17 protein-coding genes are annotated in these 20,610 nt (G+C 45.9%); 8 read left to right on the forward strand and 9 right to left on the reverse strand.

Annotation, left to right across the window (positions count from 1 at the left end):
• Positions 1-209 precede the first annotated feature (209 nt).
• The 8 genes from H8K32_RS03975 (at position 210) to H8K32_RS04010 (ending at position 6,945) form a co-directional block, all read left to right on the forward strand.
• Positions 210-1,214 carry a KpsF/GutQ family sugar-phosphate isomerase gene (locus H8K32_RS03975; protein WP_186911175.1) on the forward strand — a complete coding sequence of 335 codons (1,005 nt, stop codon included), beginning with the start codon at positions 210-212 and terminating at the stop codon, positions 1,212-1,214.
• Positions 1,214-1,738, forward strand: a complete 525-nt coding sequence (locus H8K32_RS03980) for a KdsC family phosphatase (protein WP_186911176.1) — start codon at positions 1,214-1,216, stop codon at positions 1,736-1,738. The genes H8K32_RS03975 and H8K32_RS03980 overlap by 1 nt, the downstream gene beginning before the upstream one ends.
• Positions 1,735-2,358, forward strand: coding sequence for an LPS export ABC transporter periplasmic protein LptC (lptC, locus tag H8K32_RS03985; protein ID WP_186911177.1), 624 nt, complete (start codon positions 1,735-1,737; stop codon positions 2,356-2,358). The genes H8K32_RS03980 and lptC overlap by 4 nt, the downstream gene beginning before the upstream one ends.
• Before the next feature lie 70 nt (positions 2,359-2,428).
• On the forward strand, positions 2,429-2,971 hold the full coding sequence (gene lptA, locus H8K32_RS03990; RefSeq protein WP_186911178.1) for a lipopolysaccharide transport periplasmic protein LptA: 543 nt from the start codon (positions 2,429-2,431) through the stop codon (positions 2,969-2,971).
• 1 nt (position 2,972) lies between these two features.
• A complete protein-coding gene (gene lptB / locus H8K32_RS03995; protein WP_186911179.1) occupies positions 2,973-3,737 on the forward strand; it encodes an LPS export ABC transporter ATP-binding protein in 765 nt (254 codons plus the stop codon).
• 11 nt (positions 3,738-3,748) lie between these two features.
• The gene (locus tag H8K32_RS04000) at positions 3,749-5,233 is read left to right on the forward strand and encodes an RNA polymerase factor sigma-54 (RefSeq protein ID WP_186911180.1); all 1,485 of its coding nucleotides are present in this window, start codon (positions 3,749-3,751) and stop codon (positions 5,231-5,233) included.
• A gap of 109 nt (positions 5,234-5,342) precedes the next feature.
• Positions 5,343-5,687: a ribosome hibernation-promoting factor, HPF/YfiA family gene (gene hpf, locus H8K32_RS04005; RefSeq protein WP_186911181.1), complete on the forward strand. Its 345-nt coding sequence runs from the start codon at positions 5,343-5,345 to the stop codon at positions 5,685-5,687.
• A gap of 163 nt (positions 5,688-5,850) precedes the next feature.
• Positions 5,851-6,945: an enoyl-CoA hydratase/isomerase family protein gene (locus H8K32_RS04010; protein ID WP_186911182.1), complete on the forward strand. Its 1,095-nt coding sequence runs from the start codon at positions 5,851-5,853 to the stop codon at positions 6,943-6,945.
• Between the two features lie 53 nt (positions 6,946-6,998).
• Here H8K32_RS04010 and H8K32_RS04015 read toward each other — a convergent pair whose 3' ends face one another.
• From H8K32_RS04015 to pilQ, 9 genes are all read right to left on the reverse strand, one after another.
• A complete protein-coding gene (locus H8K32_RS04015) occupies positions 6,999-7,727 on the reverse strand; it encodes an ABC transporter ATP-binding protein (RefSeq protein ID WP_186911183.1) in 729 nt (242 codons plus the stop codon).
• A 9-nt stretch (positions 7,728-7,736) separates the two neighbouring features.
• Positions 7,737-9,701, reverse strand: a complete 1,965-nt coding sequence (locus tag H8K32_RS04020; RefSeq protein WP_186911184.1) for a branched-chain amino acid ABC transporter ATP-binding protein/permease — start codon at positions 9,699-9,701, stop codon at positions 7,737-7,739.
• A gap of 10 nt (positions 9,702-9,711) precedes the next feature.
• The gene (locus H8K32_RS04025) at positions 9,712-10,602 is read right to left on the reverse strand and encodes a branched-chain amino acid ABC transporter permease (RefSeq protein WP_186911185.1); all 891 of its coding nucleotides are present in this window, start codon (positions 10,600-10,602) and stop codon (positions 9,712-9,714) included.
• A gap of 199 nt (positions 10,603-10,801) precedes the next feature.
• Entirely contained in the window at positions 10,802-11,959 is a 1,158-nt protein-coding gene (locus tag H8K32_RS04030) for an ABC transporter substrate-binding protein (protein WP_186911186.1), read from the reverse strand.
• Between the two features lie 319 nt (positions 11,960-12,278).
• Positions 12,279-12,935 carry a DUF4197 domain-containing protein gene (locus H8K32_RS04035; protein ID WP_246447118.1) on the reverse strand — a complete coding sequence of 219 codons (657 nt, stop codon included), beginning with the start codon at positions 12,933-12,935 and terminating at the stop codon, positions 12,279-12,281.
• 114 nt (positions 12,936-13,049) lie between these two features.
• A complete protein-coding gene (locus H8K32_RS04040) occupies positions 13,050-14,204 on the reverse strand; it encodes a deoxyguanosinetriphosphate triphosphohydrolase (RefSeq protein ID WP_390312840.1) in 1,155 nt (384 codons plus the stop codon).
• A gap of 2 nt (positions 14,205-14,206) precedes the next feature.
• On the reverse strand, positions 14,207-15,859 hold the full coding sequence (gene aroKB, locus H8K32_RS04045) for a bifunctional shikimate kinase/3-dehydroquinate synthase AroKB (protein ID WP_186911188.1): 1,653 nt from the start codon (positions 15,857-15,859) through the stop codon (positions 14,207-14,209).
• Positions 15,860-15,940: 81 nt separating this feature from the next.
• Entirely contained in the window at positions 15,941-18,418 is a 2,478-nt protein-coding gene (locus H8K32_RS04050; RefSeq protein ID WP_186911189.1) for a beta strand repeat-containing protein, read from the reverse strand.
• A gap of 56 nt (positions 18,419-18,474) precedes the next feature.
• Entirely contained in the window at positions 18,475-20,574 is a 2,100-nt protein-coding gene (pilQ, locus tag H8K32_RS04055) for a type IV pilus secretin PilQ (RefSeq protein WP_246447103.1), read from the reverse strand.
• Between the last annotated feature and the right edge of the window lie 36 nt (positions 20,575-20,610).

The following is a 20,610-nucleotide window of genomic DNA, read 5'->3' on the forward strand; positions in this document are numbered from 1 at the left end:
TGCCGATTTACGTGAATCAACTGTCGTTTTCCTATGCTAAATTTACACTTAATTTGAACCACATTCGTACTTAGAACGTAATTTCAATCTCAGATTTTTCCCCTGTGTAATAACTTCGTTACATCTGGCAAAGTTTTTGCTTTATGGATTTCGTTTATACTATCGGGATGAACGATTTCAATGCATCCCAACCAAAAGACACTCAGACCATGTCTGACGTAGTCATCGATGATGCGGCACGACGTGCTGTTGAATTGGCATCAGAGACTTTGCAAATTGAAGCAGATGCTTTAATTGCTTTGCAGGCGCGACTCCAGAACGAAGATGCTGCCGGTTTTGCGCATGCGGTGCGTATGCTACTTTCTTGTAAAGGTCGCGTAGTTGTCTCTGGCATCGGCAAATCTGGTCACATTGCACGCAAAATCGCGGCGACGTTTGCTTCGACTGGCACCCCTTCATTTTTTGTGCACCCTGCCGAGGCTGCACACGGTGACCTGGGGATGATTACTTCGCAAGACATTTTTATTGCTATTTCATACTCAGGCGAAGCGGCAGAGTTGATGTCAATTTTGCCCATCATCAAACGCTTAGGCGTGAAACTGATTTCGTTAACTGGCAATCCTGCTTCGAGTTTAGCCAAGATCGCTGACGTGCATTTAAGCTTGCAGGTAGACAAAGAAGCTTGCCCATTAAACCTCGCCCCTACTGCCAGCACCACAGTCACCTTAGCGTTGGGTGATGCGCTCGCCGTTGCAGTGTTGGATGCGCGTGGATTTCGTGAAGAAGATTTTGCCCGTTCGCATCCAGGAGGAGCTTTGGGCAGGCGCTTGCTGACCTATGTCAAAGACGTCATGCGTACGGGCGACGCCATTCCAAGCGTCAGTCCCGATACAAAACTCACATCAGCATTGCTAGAAATCACCAAAAAAGGTATGGCGATGACCGCTGTGGTTGATACTGCACGCAATATCGTTGGTGTATTCACCGATGGTGATTTACGCCGCATGATGGAAGGCGTATGTGATTTCACGCAAATTAGTATTGGCGATGTCATGCACACCAATCCGCGCAGCATCCGTGCTGATCAGTTAGCGGTAGAAGCAGTCGAAGTCATGGAAACTCATCGCATCAATCAATTGTTGGTCACTGACGAACAAGGAAAATTAGTCGGTGCATTACATATTCATGATCTGACCAGAGCGAAGGTGATTTAATGAAGGATGCAATACAAAAAGCAGCGCGCATTAAACTGATGATCTTTGATGTCGACGGTATTCTGACTGACGGCAGCCTGCATTTTGGCCCTGATGGCGAAGCCTTAAAAACGTTCAACGTTCTCGACGGCCAAGGTATCCGCTTATTGCAAAATGCTGGCATTGCGACGGCGATAATCAGTGCACGCAGTTCAGCAATTGTTTCTAAACGAGCATCAGATCTTGGGATCACACATGTACGTCAAGGTATTCATGACAAAAAATCGACGTTTATGGACTTGCTCGCAGAGCTCAATCTTGCTGGCAACGAATGTGGATTTATTGGTGATGACGTTATTGACCTACCCGTATTAAGCAGAGTGGGTTTTGCCGCCAGCGTTCCCAACGGACACGCTGAAGTACGCTCTCGGGTCGACTACGTTACGAGCGCAACGGGTGGCAAAGGTGCGGTGCGAGAGGTATGTGATTTTATTTTAAAAGCACAAAATAAATATGAACTGGCTTTAGCCGAATATTTGGCATGAAACCACAGATTACTATAGACCGGGCACGTATCTGGATAGCCGTTGTTGCGCTAGGTCTTATTGCGCTTGGAAGCTTCTGGGTCGAAAACGCATTTCGTCAACGCGGAGAAGACGATGCACGAAAATCGTCGATAAGACTTGAACCTGATTATTACGTTGAGCATTTCAACTTCATCCGCTTGTCAAATAGTAGCAAAGCAAATTATCACTTGACCGGCGATCGCTTAATTCATCTGCCACGCACGGATCAGTACGAAATTACTCATCCGCATATTAATAGTTTTGACAGTACCCGCATGCCAGTGACCATCATTGCTGAGCGCGCTGTCGTCGATCAAAAATCTGAAGCCGTCAATCCTAAACGTGAACACGATATTGTGCACTTGTATGACACTGTCAGCGTAGAACGTCCGGAGGGACTTAATTCAAATTTTATGCGACTGGAAACTAATTACCTGATGTTGATACCAGATAATGATCTGGTGACATCGGATCACCCAGTCACCCTATTTACCAATGGGATGGAAGCTCACGCGATAGGCATGATCGCCAATAACTCGACTCAGCAATTGGAGTTATTAAGCAAAGTACATGCACGTTTAAAAAAACGCGGTAGCTGAAACCTCGACGTATCAGACAAAATTTAGAAAGAAAAAAATGCGCCTGCCTCTCTTTTGCTCTCATCAAATAATGAGTTCAATCTTACTGCTCGGCATGACGACAACGTTTTTATTGCCTGCTTATGCGGAAAAAGCCGACAGCCAAAAAGAAATGGTCATCGAAGCCGAACACCTGGTGAGTGATGGTAAAACCAACATTACCACTGCAACTGGTGACGTTGTTATTACCAAGGGCACGTTAATTGTGAAATCCGAACGCGCAGTCGCAACTAAAACCCCTGAAGATTTCCAACACGTTAATCTGTATAGTAAATCGGGTGGAAAAGTCAGATTCCGTCAGAAACGTGATGGTGGCCCGGATCTTTGGGTTGAAGGTGAGGCAGATCGTGCGGAATACGACGAAAAAACAGAGTTCGTCAAATTCATCTCTAAAGCAAAAGTGCGTTACCTAGACGGCAAGAAGGTTACAGATGAACAAGAAGGCGAATTTCTTTCTTACGACAGCAAAAACGATGTCTTCGTTGGCACCAACACAAGTAATGGCACGGTGGTTTCTGGCGGTGGCAGAATCAAACTGACGATACAACCAAAAACTGATAAACAGACAAATTAAGATGCCAGCCAACACTTCAGAAAAAAATAGCATTCTGGTCGTTAAAGGTTTGCAAAAGCGCTATGGCGCACGACAAGTTGTCAGAGATGTTTCTTTATCGGTAAAAAGTGGTGAGGTGGTTGGTTTGCTCGGCCCCAATGGTGCTGGTAAAACCACTTCGTTTTACATGATCGTTGGCTTGGTGCCATCAGATGGCGGAGAAATCAGTATCGATGGCGTGGCTATTTCAGGTTTACCTATACATCAACGCGCGGTCTTAGGTTTATCCTATTTACCGCAAGAAGCATCGGTATTCAGAAAACTGACGGTAGAAGAAAACATTCGTGCTGTTTTGGAATTGCAGAAAGATAAGAATAAAAAATATCTTTCAAAGCAGAAAATTGATCGGCGTCTGGATGCTTTGCTAGTGGATTTACAAATTGAAAAAATTCGCGAAAGCCAGGCGCTGTCATTATCTGGTGGTGAACGACGACGCGTCGAAATCGCCCGCGCATTGGCAACTAATCCTCGCTTCGTATTACTGGACGAACCATTCGCTGGTGTTGATCCCATTGCCGTGATTGAGATACAACGTATCGTAAGATTCCTGAAAGAGCGTGGTATAGGCGTATTGATTACCGATCACAACGTGCGTGAGACGCTGGGCATTTGTGATCATGCTTATATCATCAACCAGGGCGCGGTGTTGGCCAGCGGTAAGCCTGATGACATCATTGAGAACGAATCAGTGCGTCGGGTTTATCTAGGAGAGCATTTCCGCATGTGACGGAAAGCATCATGAAACAAAGCCTGCAACTACGTACTTCCCAACATCTGGCATTAACGCCGCAATTGCAACAGTCGATCAGATTATTGCAATTGTCGACGCTGGAGTTGCATCAGGAATTAGAGACACTACTCATAGAAAATCCCTTGCTGGAACGTGTAGACGATCCTATGGACAATGCTCTACGTCTACTTGCAGATGGTGCTATCAATACATCAAGTAACACACCTGATGCCGGCATGGAGACTTCTAGCGCCAGAGAAAATACCAATAGTGCTGAAGAAACACCATCAGACAGCGAAATTGTACCCAATGACAGTGTCAGCGCCAACGAAGAAGAATGGAGCTTCAACGACGCGCCAGCAGGTCAGCACAGCGCTGAAGATGATGATGGTTACCGGCAACTAGAAGCCGCCCATATCTGCCTCCGAGAGCACTTGCTCGAGCAAATGCGTCTGAGCCTGCGCGAACCACGCGACCTAGCATTAGTAGAACTGATTATCGATGCAATTGACGATAATGGTTACCTTTCAGAGACCCTTGATGAAATTCATTCCAGCTTGCCAATAGAACTCAGCGTCGAGCCCGAAGAATTATCATTCGCGTTATCGATGGTACAAAGCTTTGATCCGTCAGGGGTTGGTGCCAGAAGTGCTGCCGAATGTCTTGCAATACAGATAAAACGTTTACCCCAAATCCCATTTGTCACACGACGTCTGGCATTAGCTATTGTTGAAAAACAATTAAATTTATTTGCACAAAGAGATTTCACGAAATTAAAAAAAATCTTTGATTGCGATGACGAGGATTTGCGCGAAGCACAAATTGTCATACGCGCATGTCACCCTAGACCAGGGTATGCATTTGCCAAGAGCAGTTCTGACTATGTTGTGCCCGACGTTATCGTTAAAAAAACTGCGCATGGCTGGCAAGTCTCGCTCAATCAAGATGTGATGCCCAAGCTGCGCGTCAGCAGTATGTACGCCAATCTGATGCGGCAACATCGCGGAGAGAACGGACTTGGTGCACAGCTTCAAGAAGCACGCTGGCTCATCAAAAATATGCGGCAGCGCTTTGAGACAATTTTGCGCGTTGCACAAGCGATAGTAGAAAGACAGCGTAATTTTTTCACCCATGGCGCCGTCGCAATGCGTCCCCTTGTTTTGCGCGAAATAGCTGATACACTAGGATTACACGAGAGTACTATTTCCCGTGTTACGACCCAAAAATACATGTTGACCCCACATGGCATGTTTGAGTTAAAGTATTTTTTCGGCAGCCATGTCGCGACGGAAACCGGGGGGGAAGCATCGTCCACCGCGATACGAGCACTTATCAAGCAGTTAATAGGAGCAGAAGACCAGAAAAGCCCACTCTCTGACAGTAAAATCGCAGAAATGCTGGGTGAACAGGGTATGGTAATTGCCCGACGTACAGTCGCCAAATACCGCGAAGCTCTGAAAATTCCACCCGTCAGTATGCGTAAATGTTTGTAACAAAGTCCTTGTAATTCCGGTTTAAATTGCTATATATGATTTAGCTCAAGACACTTCCGATGAAATGAGCGCATCGTAATAGCAAGCAACATTACCATAGGAGCACAGTATGAATCTCACCATCAGTGGACATCACGTCGAAGTAACTCCTGCAATCCGCGAATACGTACACACCAAGCTGGAAAGAGTCCGGCGACACTTCGATCAAGTCATTGATATTGCCGTCATCCTGACGGTTGACAAGCTCCGCGAGAAAGACAAACGCCACAAGGCGGATATCAATCTGCACATCAGCGGTAAAGATATCCATGTAGAAAGTCTGGCGCATGATTTGTATGCAGCCATTGATGCACTGGTAGACAAACTGGATCGTCAAGTGATCAAACACAAAGACAAGATTCAAGAACATCACCACGATGCAATTAAACACATGCCAGATCCGGCATCGGCATAATCGCCACCCCCTGTTCATTCAGGGTCACTAAAACAAGGACGCTATCTGGCGTCCTTTTTTATTGCTATCCCACACATCACTCAATCCGCACTAAAGACCGTGACGGCAAGCGCGCAGCAGCATAAAATACCAGCTTTACCACGATCAATTTATTGGTATCCCTATGAGCGAATACGTTGTCACTTCTGTCAAAAATCAAATCGGCTTCATTACATTAGATCGCCCCAAAGCACTCAATTCCCTATCATTGGACATGGTAAGAAGTATCACGGCTGCCTTATTGAAATGGCGTGATGATAACGAAATCCGTGCAGTGTTTATTCATAGCAGCAGCGAAAAAGCTTTATGTGCTGGTGGTGATATCCGTTTTTTTTATGATGTCGGAACCTCTACTCCGACAGGCGACAGCGCATTGCTGGAAGATTTTTTTTCTGAAGAATACGCATTAAACCATTTAATTCATTTCTATCCAAAACCGTATATTGCGCTGATGAACGGCGTGGTGATGGGGGGTGGCATGGGGATTGCACAAGCGGGCCCTGATAGTTGCTTGCGCATCGTGACTGAGCGTACCAAGATGGCAATGCCAGAAGTGAATATTGGCTTATTTCCAGACGTTGGCGGTGGTTATTTTCTGTCACGTACGCCAGGACAAATCGGTACCTATCTGGGTTTAACTGGAGAAATTATCGGTGCTGCTGATGCGCTGTATGCTGGTTTGGCAGATGTATTTATTCCAACCAGCGAAATTTCTGGCTTAATGGAATTATTGAGCAATAGTGATACATCCGATTTGCGCAAAGCAATTCACGATTTCGCCCGCCCTTACGCGACACAAGCTGAACCAGCGCAAAGTAAACTGGCGGCGCAACGTACTGAAATAGATGCGCTATTTTCTGGCAATAGCGTGATGAATATTGCCGAAACACTCAAAAAGAACGATGGTGTATTTGCCCAAAGCACACTGGCCACCATGGAAAAGCGCTCACCGTTACTGATGTGTGTGACCCTCGAACAACTTCGCCGCAGCGCCAGCATGTCCGTGTCAGATTGCCTGCGCATGGAGAGAAATATGGTCCGACATTGCTTCAAACATGGCGAAGTACTCGAAGGGGTACGTGCCTTGGTAGTTGACAAAGACAATCAACCCAAATGGTCACCAGCGCACTTGTCTGAGGTCAGTGAAGACATGGTGGCAGGTTTTTTCAACGAAGTATGGCCAGCATATGCCCATCCTCTGCGCTCTTTGAATGGATAATTGACTCATGTAGGGCGGATGCAACCCACCCTACATTTTGCACTGCTCTAAACTTAATGCTGCGAATTACCACCAAGGTACGCAGCTTTGACAGCCGGATCATTTTGCAGACTAGCGGCCGGACCATGCACAGAAATTTTGCCATTTTCTAAGACATAGCCATAATCTGCGACGGCTAACGCCGCAGCCGCAAATTGCTCAACCAACAGCATTGTCATGCCCTCATGCTTCAGACGTTGGATGATACGGAACACTTCATCCACCAAAATCGGCGCCAGCCCCATCGATGGCTCATCCAGCAAAATAACTTCCGGATTTAACATCACGGCACGCGCCATCGCCAGCATTTGCTGCTCACCACCAGATAAAGTACCTGCGAGTTGATCACGACGTTCGCGTAAGCGTGGGAACAGCTCCATCGCCTTTTGCAAATCAGTGTCAATATCACCGCGGTTACGCGAGCCGGTAAAGCGTGGGAAAGCGCCTAACAGCAAATTGTCTTTCACCGTCATCGTCGCAAACACGCGCCGACCTTCAGGTGAGTGAGCTAATCCAGCACGCGCAATTTTATGTGAATCAAGTCCGGTGATATCTTTACCAGCCAGACTCACTGTGCCCTCCTTCGGTTTCAACATGCCGGAAATTGCTCGCATGGTCGTTGTTTTACCAGCGCCATTTGAACCGATCAACGTTACCACTTTTCCTTTTGGGACGTCCAAAGAAATACCATGCAATACCTGCACCTTACCGTAAGCGGCGTGTAAATTTGAAATCGTTAACATAGGTTTTCCTTACACCGCAGCTACGGGATGAACCGCGCCGCTCAGTTCTTCACTCACACTACCTCCCAGGTACGCTTCAATGACTTTGGGATCCGCTTGTACATCAGCTGGCTTACCTTCACAAATCTTCTGACCAAAATCAAGTACGGTAACGACATCACATAAGGACATCACAACATCCATATGATGTTCGATCAGAATAATCGTGATCCCATGCTCACGGATTTTACGAATAATAGCGATGAGCTCTTTGATATCGGGTGCAGTCAAACCGGCAGCAGGCTCATCCAGCAACAACAATTGTGGATTCAAACCAAGAGCACGACCGATTTCTAACAAACGCTGTTTGCCATATGGCAGGTTGCGCGCCTCTTCATTCGCCAGATCGGATAAGCCGACAAAGTGCAAAATACTGGCTGCACGTTCACGCGCAGCACGCTCTTCACGCAAGTACCGTGGCGTATGCGCCATCGCATCAAACACGTTGCTACGGAAAGTACTATGCAAACCAACCAGCACGTTTTCAGTCGCTGTCATTTCACCGAACAACTGCACGTTTTGGAAAGTACGAGCAACTCCACCTAAGGCGATTGCAGAAGGCGTTGTGCCTGAAATTACCTTACCGCTAAATTCAACCGCACCATCGGTAGGTTTATAAATCCCCGTCAGCACATTCATCATCGTGCTTTTGCCTGAACCGTTTGGTCCGATCAACCCATGTACTGTTCCTCTGGCAATTTGCAAGTCAACATGGTTCAAGGCTTTTAAACCACCAAATTGCATTAATAACTGACGTGCATTAAGTAATACTTCAGTACTGTCACCACCCGCTTTAGCGATCGCCAGACTGTCGCCAATTTTATCTGCGTCTGCAGATGCCATCAGATGACGTGGACCTTTACCAAACATGGCACTAACAAACCCAACAATCCCATCTTGCAAATAGTAGACGACAAACAAGGTCATCAAGCCAAAGATGGTCAAACGCCAGTCCGTAATATTTTCCAGCTTATAAGAAAACAAGGCCATGCCTACTGTTGCTACGACAGGCACCACCAGCTCACGTCCTGTTTTGCGCTTCTGAACCAAGGCCACGATTGCGCCTATCACTGCAATCACTGCGGCACCGGTAGAAATCTGACGGAACAAGTCAATATCCGCCAACAACGAAGGCAGCATCACGACAATAAACGCACCGAGTAACGAACCAATCCGGCTCTTACGCCCGCCCATGATCACCGCTAGCAGAAACAAAATCGTCAGTTCAAAATTGTAGGTATTCGGTGAAATATATTGTTCAGAATACGCGTATAAACTACCTGCTAAACCTGCCAAGGCTGCACTAATGACGAACGCATATACTTTGTAACGATATACCGATACGCCCATACAGTCAGAAGCAATCGGACTATCACGCAGCGCCTGAAATGCCCGACCTAAATGCGAACTCAATACCCTGTGCACAACAATAAGGGCCAACACCATCATCACCGCCACCAGATAGTAAAAACCTACCTCAGTCATTTTTTGACCAAACCACACTGGCTTAGTGATTTGTATGCCCATCGGACCTTCGGTTAAGAAGCTCATTTCATTGATCAGGATTTGCGTGATCGTACCGAACGCCAAAGTCACCATCGCCAGATACGGCCCGGTAACTCGTAAGGCAGGTAAGGCCATAACCGCGCCAAACAAAGCCGCAACCACGATACTGGCTGGAAGCGCGACCAAAATTGGCATCCCTAACTTAAGAAACAACACTCCTGTCGTGTAGGAACCAATGCCAAACAATCCAGCATGACCTAACGACACTTGACCGGTATAACCAACCACGATATCGAGACCAAACAACAAAATCGCGTAAATTAAAATTGTCTCTGCCAGATGCAAATAATACGGATTGTGCATAAAGACGGGGAACAAACCCAGCGCAGCGATACCAACAACAGAAACCGCTAAGGACTTTATATTCATGGCTTCTTCCTTATACTTTCTTGATCGCGGTTTTACCAAACAAACCCGCTGGTTTTATCGCTAATACCAGCAATAACAAAACCAGACCAGGTACTTCTTTGTAACCTGTAGAAACGTAGAAACCGGTCAGCGTCTCAGCAATACCTAAAATCAAGCCACCGACAATGGCACCAACACCGGAAGTCAATCCACCAATAATCGCCACAGCAAACGCTTTTAAACCCAACGAAGAACCCATTGTCGCACCAGTCAGTGTCAAAGGTGCCACCAGCACCCCTGCAAACGCGGCAGTCGCTGATGACAGTGCATATGAAAACGTAATGACCATGCTGGTATTGATACCCATTAAACCTGCAGCATCTCGGTCATTCGATGTTGCTACGACTGCTTTTCCATAAATCGATTTACGATTAAATAATTCAACCGCTAACATAATCGCTAAGGCGCCAACAATGACCACGATTTGCATAGGTTGTACATTCGCACCAAAAATTTGGAACGGTTGCGCCGACAAGGGTGAAGGGAAGGTCAAATCATCTTTGCCCCAGATATTTTCTGCGACATTTTTAAAAATGATAGCCAAAGCGATGGTGGACATAATCCAGCCAAATTCTGATTTGATTTTGATCGACGGGCGTACGGCGATCCACTCCACCACCATCCCTTGTAAACCGCCAAACAGAATCACCAGCGGTATCATCAACCAGTAATTCATATACGGGCCGCCATGAATACTACCTACCAGACTCAAACCAACCAGCGCGCCTAACATCAGCGACTCCCCCTGTCCAAAATTAAGGGTGCCGGAGGTGGCAAAGGTCAATTGATAGCCGAAAGCAATAACAGCGTAAATCATGCCAAGGGCAATGCCACTGAACACGAGTTGTAATAAGATTTCCATTTTTCAATGCCTTAATGGAGCGCACAGCGTCGAACCTCACCCGGTAAGGCTACTTCCATACCAGGTCTTACAAGCGTCAAAACAGTGCGGTTGCGGGATAAATAAAAATGAACCAGGCGATAAAAACGATGATTCGTTTTCAGCCTGGTTCCGGTATTACTCAGAAATACTTTGCATGCATCAACTACCCAGCAATATCTTATTTTGACAAGACAATATGACCGTCTTTCGCTTCGCCCATTACTGGCACACCGGCTTTAATCGCTTCGTGATCATCGTGGGTAAATGGTTTGTTGTAAGTCATCACAACGCCATCAACTTTTTCAGTCAGGTTCTCTAAAGCCTCGCGTACTTTTGGTCCATCCGTCGTACCTGCCTGCTTCATTGCTGCTGCCAAGAGATAAATCGAGTCATATCCTTGCGCTGCAGAAACTGGTGAGGGAATACGATCAATTTTGTAGGTTTTTTGGTAGGCCTCGATGAAGGCTTTACGTTTTGGTGTATTTGGATCTTGGATAAAGGTTTGTGGCATGGTTGCACCATTGCCATTTTTACCTGCGTTATCAAGGAAGTTACCCATCGACAAAGTCCAGCTGCCGATCATCGGGACTTTCCAACCCAGTTTTTCCATACCATTAGCGATCTGTGCTAATTCAGGACCGATACCATAAGTGAGAATGGCTTGTGCGCCCGCTTGCTTAGCTTTGAGCAACTGCGCTGTCATATCTACATCTTTGATATTAAATTTTTCAACGGCGACAGGTTTAATCCCTTTTGCGTTTAAAGTTCTTTCCAGATCTTCACGTCCGAGTTGGCCGTAGTTTGTGGAGTCAGCCAGAATCGCGACTTTAGTCAATTTACGCTTAACGATAGCCTCTTCTACGATCATCGCCGACTGCACGGTGTCGTTAGCAGCATTCCGGAAAATATAGTTATCCGGAAACTCAGGTGCATTAAATTGTTTTGTGACGATAGATCCTGTCGCAACATTATCCATGACCGGAATTTTGGCAGCCTGATAAAAACGCTGAGAGGCAATGGCTACGCCGGTATTGATATATCCAACTGTAGCAACAACTCTTTCTTTATTAATCAATTCTTGTGCAACTTGCACACCTCGTTCATTTTTCGCCTCATCATCACGTTCGACCATTTGTAACTGCCGACCCAACACACCACCCTTCGCATTGATTTCTGCCACAGCCAATTTGACGCCATCGCGCATAGATATACCCATCGGTGCGGAGCCACCGGTAAATGGACCAGCCACACCAATTTTAATAGGTTCAGCAGCAATACCAGCCATTGACCAGCTTACCAGTGTGGTCGCAATCAGTGTTTTCATTTTGTAGGACATGTTGGTCTCCGATATGTGAATGTAAATCTTTTTATTGATTTATTGTAGGGCAAACAGCGGCATCTCAGTCAAAAAATAACCCGGCGAAATAATCTTTATCATTTCAAATGCGCTGTGCTTGTGCGATAACTTACCAGAAAAAATGATACTGCGTTGCAACATTATCTACGTAAGTAAAACTACGTAGATAATATTTCTTGTTGCAAGAGCTAACTTGGCGCTCTGCGGTCAGTGCAAAACCGCAGGAAAAAATGTCTTTTTTATGGCTTTTGATATGTGTTGCGCTAGCCTTTTCAGCCAGCGCAACACAATTTTTACATTACTTCAGCAAACTAAAAACTTTGCTAATCGCTGCGCTACCAGCGGCAACTGGGTCGCGACGAATTTCTTTCTCTTCTTCACCGATCATCAAAAACAAACCATCGAGGGCCTTCTGTGTAACATAACCCTCAACGGTCGCCTCTTGTTCCGGAACGACGCCAAATTTTTGTGCTTGCCCCATCACCGCATTGTATTTTGACGATAAGCCCGCTTTGTCAGTGACGCCTTTCACCAGGGGCAAAAATTTAACCGACAATGGCGCTGCCGTTTTCTGTTTAAAGAAGTCAGTCACCGAAGTTTCGCCACCGGTCAAAATATTTTTTGCATCAGTCAGACTCATCGATTTGACGGCATTAACCAACAAGGGTTTTGCCATAGGCACTGCGGCTTCAGCGGCACGATTCATAGAAACGACTAATTCATCGAGTTGTTGGCCTTTCCCTGTCATCTTCAAAATTGGCATAGCTTTTTCCAGCACGGACGGGAGTTGAATTTTTACCTTATCATTATTCAAGAATCCATTTTCCACACCAAGCTTGCTCACGGCTACAGCCGAACCTTTATCCAATGCCGCTTTCAGGCCTGCACTAGCATCCTGGTTGCTCAAATCGTTCAAGGACAAGGCATGCGCAGATATTGCCACCCCGACTAACATACAAGCTACTGCGCGACGAGAAAACGAAAGAGGAATTGAGCGTTGAAGTTTCATAACAATCTCCGAAGAAAAATTAAATTAAATTAGGGATGAATCAAGAGCGAAGTTTTGGTCTCAAATTTCATCAATTGAAAACAGTCGCCGATGTTCACGAATGGCATAGCGATCCGTCATGCCAGCAATGTAATCAGCAATTTTTCGAGCTTGCATCAGGACTTTTTTCTGCTCATCTTCCGCCGCTTTTATTTGATAATCTGGTGGTAATAAATTTGGTTCTGTCATTAATGCGTCGAATAATTCATGAATAATCCGCCGCGCTTTAGACATCATGCGGTTCACCTGGTAATGCCGGTAAAGATGTTGATGTAAAAAGTGTTTCAGAACTTTTGCTTCTTGAAATTGCGCATCTGAGAAACCAATCATTTTCCCCATGCTTCGCACATCATCGACTGATTGTGGAGCGTGCTCTTGGATGCGCGCCGAGGAGGTCTTAATCAGATCAGTGATCAACGTATTAATCATGCGACGAATTGTTTCCGAAATAGCCCGACGCCCGGACAACCCCGGGTAGGCGGCTTCGACCTCCGCTCTATGCCGGGCAAAGATATCAACCTCTAGCAATTGCTTTTCGGTAATCAAGCCCGAGCGCAGACCGTCATCAATGTCATGGTTGTTGTACGCAATTTCGTCAGCCAGATTGGTCAATTGCGCTTCTAGTCCGGGCTGTGACTTTTGAATGAAACGTTTTCCAAGATCGCCTAAAGTTTCTGCATTATTGACTGAGCAATGTTTGAGTATACCTTCGCGGGTTTCAAAGCAAAGATTGAGACCATCAAATGCGGCATACCGCTCTTCGAGCTTATCAACTATACGCAGACTTTGCAGATTATGTTCAAAGCCACCGTATGGTTGCATACATGCATTGAGCGCATCTTGTCCAGCGTGACCGAAAGGCGTATGACCAAGATCATGTGCAAGTGCAATCGCTTCCACCAAGTCTTCATTCAAACGTAAGTTTCTCGCGATGGAACGCCCAATTTGTGCGACCTCTAAACTATGCGTCAAACGGGTACGAAACAAGTCTCCTTCATGATTTACAAAAACCTGCGTCTTATACTCAAGTCGTCGAAACGCGGAGCAGTGGATAATTCGATCGCGATCACGCTGAAATTCACTACGCGAACTAGACGTTGGCTCAATAAAAAGCCGCCCTCGCGAAGTTGCAGATTGGGCGGCATATGGCGCTAGATGGTGGTCGCTAAAGATCATCGCTATTCTAAAATGCAGTGACGTAAAGTTTCTAATAAAACTGCTTCCGGTACACTAGTTATTATTGCTGTTCCTAACGGCTTAAGCAGGATAAATTTGATTTTCCCACCCTCATTTTTCTTATCGACTTCCATCAATTCCAGCCAGCGTTGCTCACCGAGATCGGGCGCAATGACCGGTAAACCAGCATCTGCAATCAATTGCTTTATCCGTGTCTTACTGACAAAATCAATATAACCAAGGCGGAACGATAACTCCGCAGCCATTACCATACCACAACCGACAGCAGCTCCATGCAACCAGGTACCGAAGCCTAAGCCTGCTTCAATCGCGTGACCAAACGTGTGTCCAAAATTGAGAATCGCACGCAAACCACCTTCACGTTCATCTTGTTGCACGACGTTGGCTTTGATCTCACAAGAGCGTGCTATGACGTAGGCAAGAGCGTCAGGATCTTTGGCACGCAATCTGGACATATTTTGCTCTAACCACTGAAAAAATCCAGTATCAATGATTGCGCCATGTTTGATGACTTCTGCTAGTCCTGCTGACAACTCCTCATCCGGTAAAGTATTCAATGTCGACGTATCCGCTATCACAGATTGCGGCTGGTAAAACGCACCGATCATATTTTTACCCAAAGGATGATTGATGCCAGTTTTACCGCCAACCGAAGAATCCACCTGCGACAATAAGGTTGTAGGAATTTGAATAAATGGAATTCCACGCATGTAGGTTGCAGCGGCAAATCCCGTCATATCGCCGATCACACCTCCACCTAAAGCAATCAAAGTAGTTTTACGGTCGCACTTATTGGCCAACAAATGATCAAAAATCAGATTCAGATGTTCCCAATTTTTATGCACTTCACCATCTGGCAAAATGACCGCACTACAAGCTTTACCCAGTGCCTTAAACTGCGCTTCCAAGCCTTCCAGATATAGGGGCGCAACCACCGTATTAGTAACAATCACAACATGTTGGCCACGGATTTTTTCGGCTAACAAAGCCGCATTACTTAGTAGCTCCTGGCCAATAGAAATCGAGTAGCTACGCTCCCCGAGATGAAGGTTCAAAACCTGTATATTGCCGCTTTCTACAGAGTGCATGCCAGATTCATGAGCTTGAAAATATGTTTCCACATGGGTTTTCGGTAATTTTTCGAGGATACTTTGTACCAGATGCTGTACGTTTGGACGGCCAGTCTCAATAATTAAATGAGCCGCCTGCTGATAAAGAGGATGACGCTCCGCCTCTAATTCTTCCAGCTTTTTACGCGGATCGGCAGTGCGCAACAACGGACGATTTTTATCGTTCCGAGTACGTTGCAAGATACTGTTAATGCCAGCACGTAAATAGATTACAGTACCACGTTCGTGCAGGTACCGCAGACTGTCAGGGTTTAATACGGCTCCGCCACCAGTCGCCAAAACAATTCCACTTTGGGCAGTTAAATCGCGGATGACATCCGCTTCGCGTTGACGAAAACTAGCTTCACCTTCTATCTCAAAAATCACAGGAATTGAGACACCGGTTCGTGCCTCAATCTCGTGATCAGAATCAATAAAACGTTTATTCAGTTTTCTTGCCAGGGCCCGACCGACTGTCGTCTTGCCGGACCCCATAAGACCTACTAAGAAAATATTGCCAGACATCGCAATTTCCCGGGCAAATTAAATTCAGCGCCTGGACACTTACAAAGTCTCCTGCACAACTTTTTCAACAACAAAACTACGCTAGCAACCTGGCAATATTTTCATATTACTAGTAGCGACCGCATTTGCTGCATCAATCACAGTAAACGTCACTGTTACCGGGGACGAACTTCCAGTACAGAAATTACCGGATGAGGTCACGTTCGCACCTGCAACAGTCAACTGGGTCAAAGTCGGTGCCGTCGCTGCGGGGAAAAATCCTGCAGTGACCGTTGTATTTGGCGTAATAGTTGTATAAGTCGCTGGCGTTGTAAATACTTGATAAGGTGAAGTACCTCCATTGACAGTCAACGCAGGAATAGCACCAGAATACGTGGACAAAATCGACCATGATTGAGGTGTTATAGACAAGGTCGTTGGGAGCTTAGCTGCGATCGCAGAAATGGTTATCTGTTGTGCATTACCATTTTTATCATTAACTAAAATAATTACGCCTGATGATGAAACGGCTCCCATCGTTGCTGAGAATGTCCCATTCGTAATATTGGAACCGTTATTGACATTTGCTAACGACGGGTTATTTGACGTTGCAGTATATGGTGCCGTACCGCCAGTCACCACAAAATTCAGGGTATCACCAACGAATGCCTGAGCCACTGTAGCCGGTGCAACGCTCATAGTTGAACTCGTTGTACCGACAACCGTTACATTTGTTGAAACTTTTCCGCCGTTACTATCAACAACGTTAACCGCTATTGGTCCGCCTGGGGAAACCCCAGTGATTACCAGTGAATTCGTATTGCCGCTTGTTGGAACAGTCGCCGTGACCACTGAACTGTTAGCTGAAGACGCTGTATAAGGAGGAACTCCGCCACCCAGCACATAGGTTCCGGTATTGTTAGAAGTTACCCCAAGCGAAATAGCACTTGGCGCCGATGTATAAAATGATATAGCCGTGCTAGTACCAACAGTGACACTAATAGTTACTGGCTTCGATCCCGCGGAGTCATTGATTACCACATTGGATGTTCCGGCAGTAATGCCTTGAACTGTATATGTGCCGCCACTCAACGATACTGTCGCAATCGATGTGTTGCTACTCACTACACTATAAGGTGGGACACCACCAAATATCTGATATTGCGGAGCCAATGCTGCTGACGATATTTGAATATTCACGGCAGTTGGCGCCGTGGTGTAAAGCGCATTTGTTGACCCACCCGAAACTGTCACTGTGATTAAGGGTAAAGCTGTACCTGTTGCATCCTTAATTGTTACTGTTGCGGTACCAGATGCAAGTCCAGTTAAGGTCAGCGAAGTACCGCTGGTCGTCGCTGTTAATACTGTTGAATTATTGCTCACTGCGGTATATGGCGCGACACCACCACCAATAAAATAGCTCGCAACCGCACCTGTTACGCTCGCTCCACCAGTGGTCAGAGTAATCGCGACTGGCGCGGTGGTAAATAGAGGCGTGACTGAACCAGTTACGGTTACACTAATTTGTACAGAATTGCCGCTCGTATCAGTCACATTGACAGTGGTAGAACCCGCACCGACTGGTGTAATGATAAATGAACTGCTATTGGTTGCGTTAATACTTGCCGTAGCAACTGCGTTATTCGCACTATTAACAGCGTACGTCTGACTACCGCCACCAATAGTAAAATTCACTGGATTAGATCCAGCTCCAAGCGTAATTGCACCAGGAGCGGAAGTGAATAACTTCGAAGAAGATCCTACCTGAACTGCTATCGTCACGGAATTTGATAATGAATCCTGGACGATGATATTCGCTTGTCCAAGAGAAACGCCAGTTACCGTCAAAGTCCCCCCTACAACATTTGCTGTGACCACGCCTTGATTACTACTTCCGACCGCATATGGAGCGGTGCCCCCTTGAACTGTATAGGTCGTTGAACTACCAACACCAACAGTAATACTTGTACCTGCTGTTGTCGAAAGAGTACCTGATACACTGCCAACCGTGACGGTGATTTTTACCGAAGCACCCAAAGTGTCTGTCACCGTAACAATTGCTGTTCCGGTCGAAATACCAGCAATTGCGAATGTATTTCCAGTAGAAACTGCACTGACAGCGGCAACTGATGTACTGCTGCTTGTCACCGTATAAATACCACTACCACCGCCAATTTGAATAGGTGTGGAAGTAGCTCCAACTCCAACAGTCATCGTTGCTGCAGAAGTATATAAAGCTAAACCAGTACCTATTGTTATAGAAATGGAAACTTTTGTATTTGCGGCATCTGTAACCACAACGGTTGCTGAACCACTGCCAGTTGCTGTAATCGTTAAAATATCCTGCGATACACTTGTCGTCAGTATAGAAATGATACTTGAACTAGCTGTATAAGATGGTACTCCACCACTAACTTTATAGGTTACGGTTTGACCAGGAAGTAAATTTATATTTGATGGGGCCGTCGTACCTAAGGGTGATTTAGACCCAGTAGCCCCCGGCGACCCGCCCCCGCCGCCACAGGCGGACATGAGTGCCAATAACAATAAGCCAGAGATGATCCGGAAGAAGCTTTTCATGTAACACCTGTAGTTGAGCGAAAGCATTTGTATGGTTCTATTTTAAAAAGTTAAGGTTACTTCAAACCTAAGCGGTCAGTCATAATTTTTGGCGTAATGAAGATCAATAATTCTGTTTTTTGATTACTTTTGCCAGTCGTTTTGAATAAATTTCCTAACAACGGAAGGTCACCAAAGAACGGGATTTTAGTCACATTATCTGCTTCGGTTTGCTGGTAAATTCCGCCCAGCACAACTGTGCCTCCATTTTCTACTAACACCATGGTCTTTACTTCCTTAGTATTAATTGCAAAACCCATCGTTGTTTGCTGACCAACAGAATCTTTGTGTACTTCCACATCCAAAATAATATTTCCGTCAGGCGTAATTTGCGGAGTGACCTCTAGGCGCATGGTCGCTTTTCTAAAAGTAATCGAAGTCGCACCACTTGAGGTTGCAACTTGGTACGGCAACTCCGTACCTTGTTCAATAAGTGCTTTCAACTGATCGGCTGTGACAACGCGTGGACTGGAGATGACCTTACCTTTACCATCCGCTTCAAGAGCAGAGAGTTCAAGATTCAGGAAGCGGTTTGCGGCAGAAGAGAATAAGCTAACAGCCAAACTACCAGGATTTAAACCGCCAATCCCAGCTGCCGGTAAATTCACAAATTGAGAGTTTGGTGCATAGCTACCGCTTGTTACTGTTGCCTGACCAGTTTGCTCTCCGACGCCTAAGTAATTTCCGGTCAAAGCGACGCGTTGATTGCCACTGACCTGATATCCAGCATTGCCCCCGTTAATTCCTCGCAAATCAGTAAACCCGAGCTTCACGCCAAGATTTTTACTAAAACTGTCGTCTGCTTCAACGATACGCGCTTCAATCATCACTTGTTTCGAAGCAATATCCGTCTTCTGTATCAGCTTACGAACTTCCTCTATCTTCGAAGGGATATCGGTAATAAACAATTGATTAGTGCGAGGTTCAATCACAGCACTACCACGTTTAGACAACAGACGATTTGTGGACTGCCCATCAACACCAAAAACTTGCTTAAACGCTTCGGCTTTTTGGTAATTGAGTTGGAAAGATTCGGTTTTTAACGGCTCTAAATCCGCAATTTGTGCCTTTTGTTCCAATTCAAGTTTTTCTTTAGTCAGCAACTCATCTTTGGGTGCAACCCAGATAACGTTACCATTCTTACGCATATCAAGTCCCTTGATTTGCATAATATTATCCAATGCCTGATCCCATGGGACATCCTTCAAGCGCAAGGTAATGGTTCCAGTCACCGTATCGCTTGCGATAACGTTCAACCCGCTCACTTCGGCAATAATTTGTAAGATCGCACGAACTTCAATATTCTGGAAGTTGAAGGACAATTTTTCACCTCGGTAACCTTGCGTACCCTGGGTCAATTTGTTCGGATCTTCTTTAATCGGTTTTACCTCTAAAACAAACTGGGTATCGCTTTGATAAGAGCTTTGCTCCCACAGCCCTTTAGGCTCGATCACCATCTGAACATTTTCACCGGATGGCGTTGTGGTGATGGTCTGCACTGGAGAGCCAAAATCTGCAACATCTAAGCGCCTGCGCAAGACATCCGGCAAACCGACTTTGAGGAAAGTAACGTAAATTTTTTGTCCTTGCTGATGCACATCCACGGCAACCTGATTCAATGGCAGATCAACGACAACCCGCCCTTCTCCACCGACTCCCCGGCGGAAATCGATATCATGGAGCATAGACTTACTCGACAGTAAAGGTGTCGAGTCATTATTTACTGGCAACCCTTGAGAGTTTACCGGCGTAGCAATCCCTCCGGATCCGTCAATCGTCACAATCAGAAATTTTCCCTCTATCGTTGCTGCGTAGTTAAGGGGTTTATTTAAGTTAAAAATCATCCTCGAACGACCAGTCGCTTCAACTAGCGTCACTGTTCTCAGCTCACCTGTATTGATGTCAATAGACGTTTTTCCTGTGCCATTTGAGACATCAGCAAAATCCAGAGCAATACGTGCGGGACTGGCTATAGAGAACCCTACCGGCAATTTTGCCAATGGACTCTTCATAGCGATTTTTACTATGATGTTTGCACCTTGCTGATTAGCAACGATGGATTCGATACTATTTGATTGTGCGAACGCTAACTGGCTTATTCCTACAAGCAGCAACATACAAGCTCTAACAAACATAGCGCCCCTTTTACTTTT

This window comes from Cognatundibacterium jejuense (genome assembly GCF_014284255.1).
Lineage (GTDB): Bacteria > Pseudomonadota > Gammaproteobacteria > Burkholderiales > Burkholderiaceae_D > Undibacterium > Undibacterium jejuense.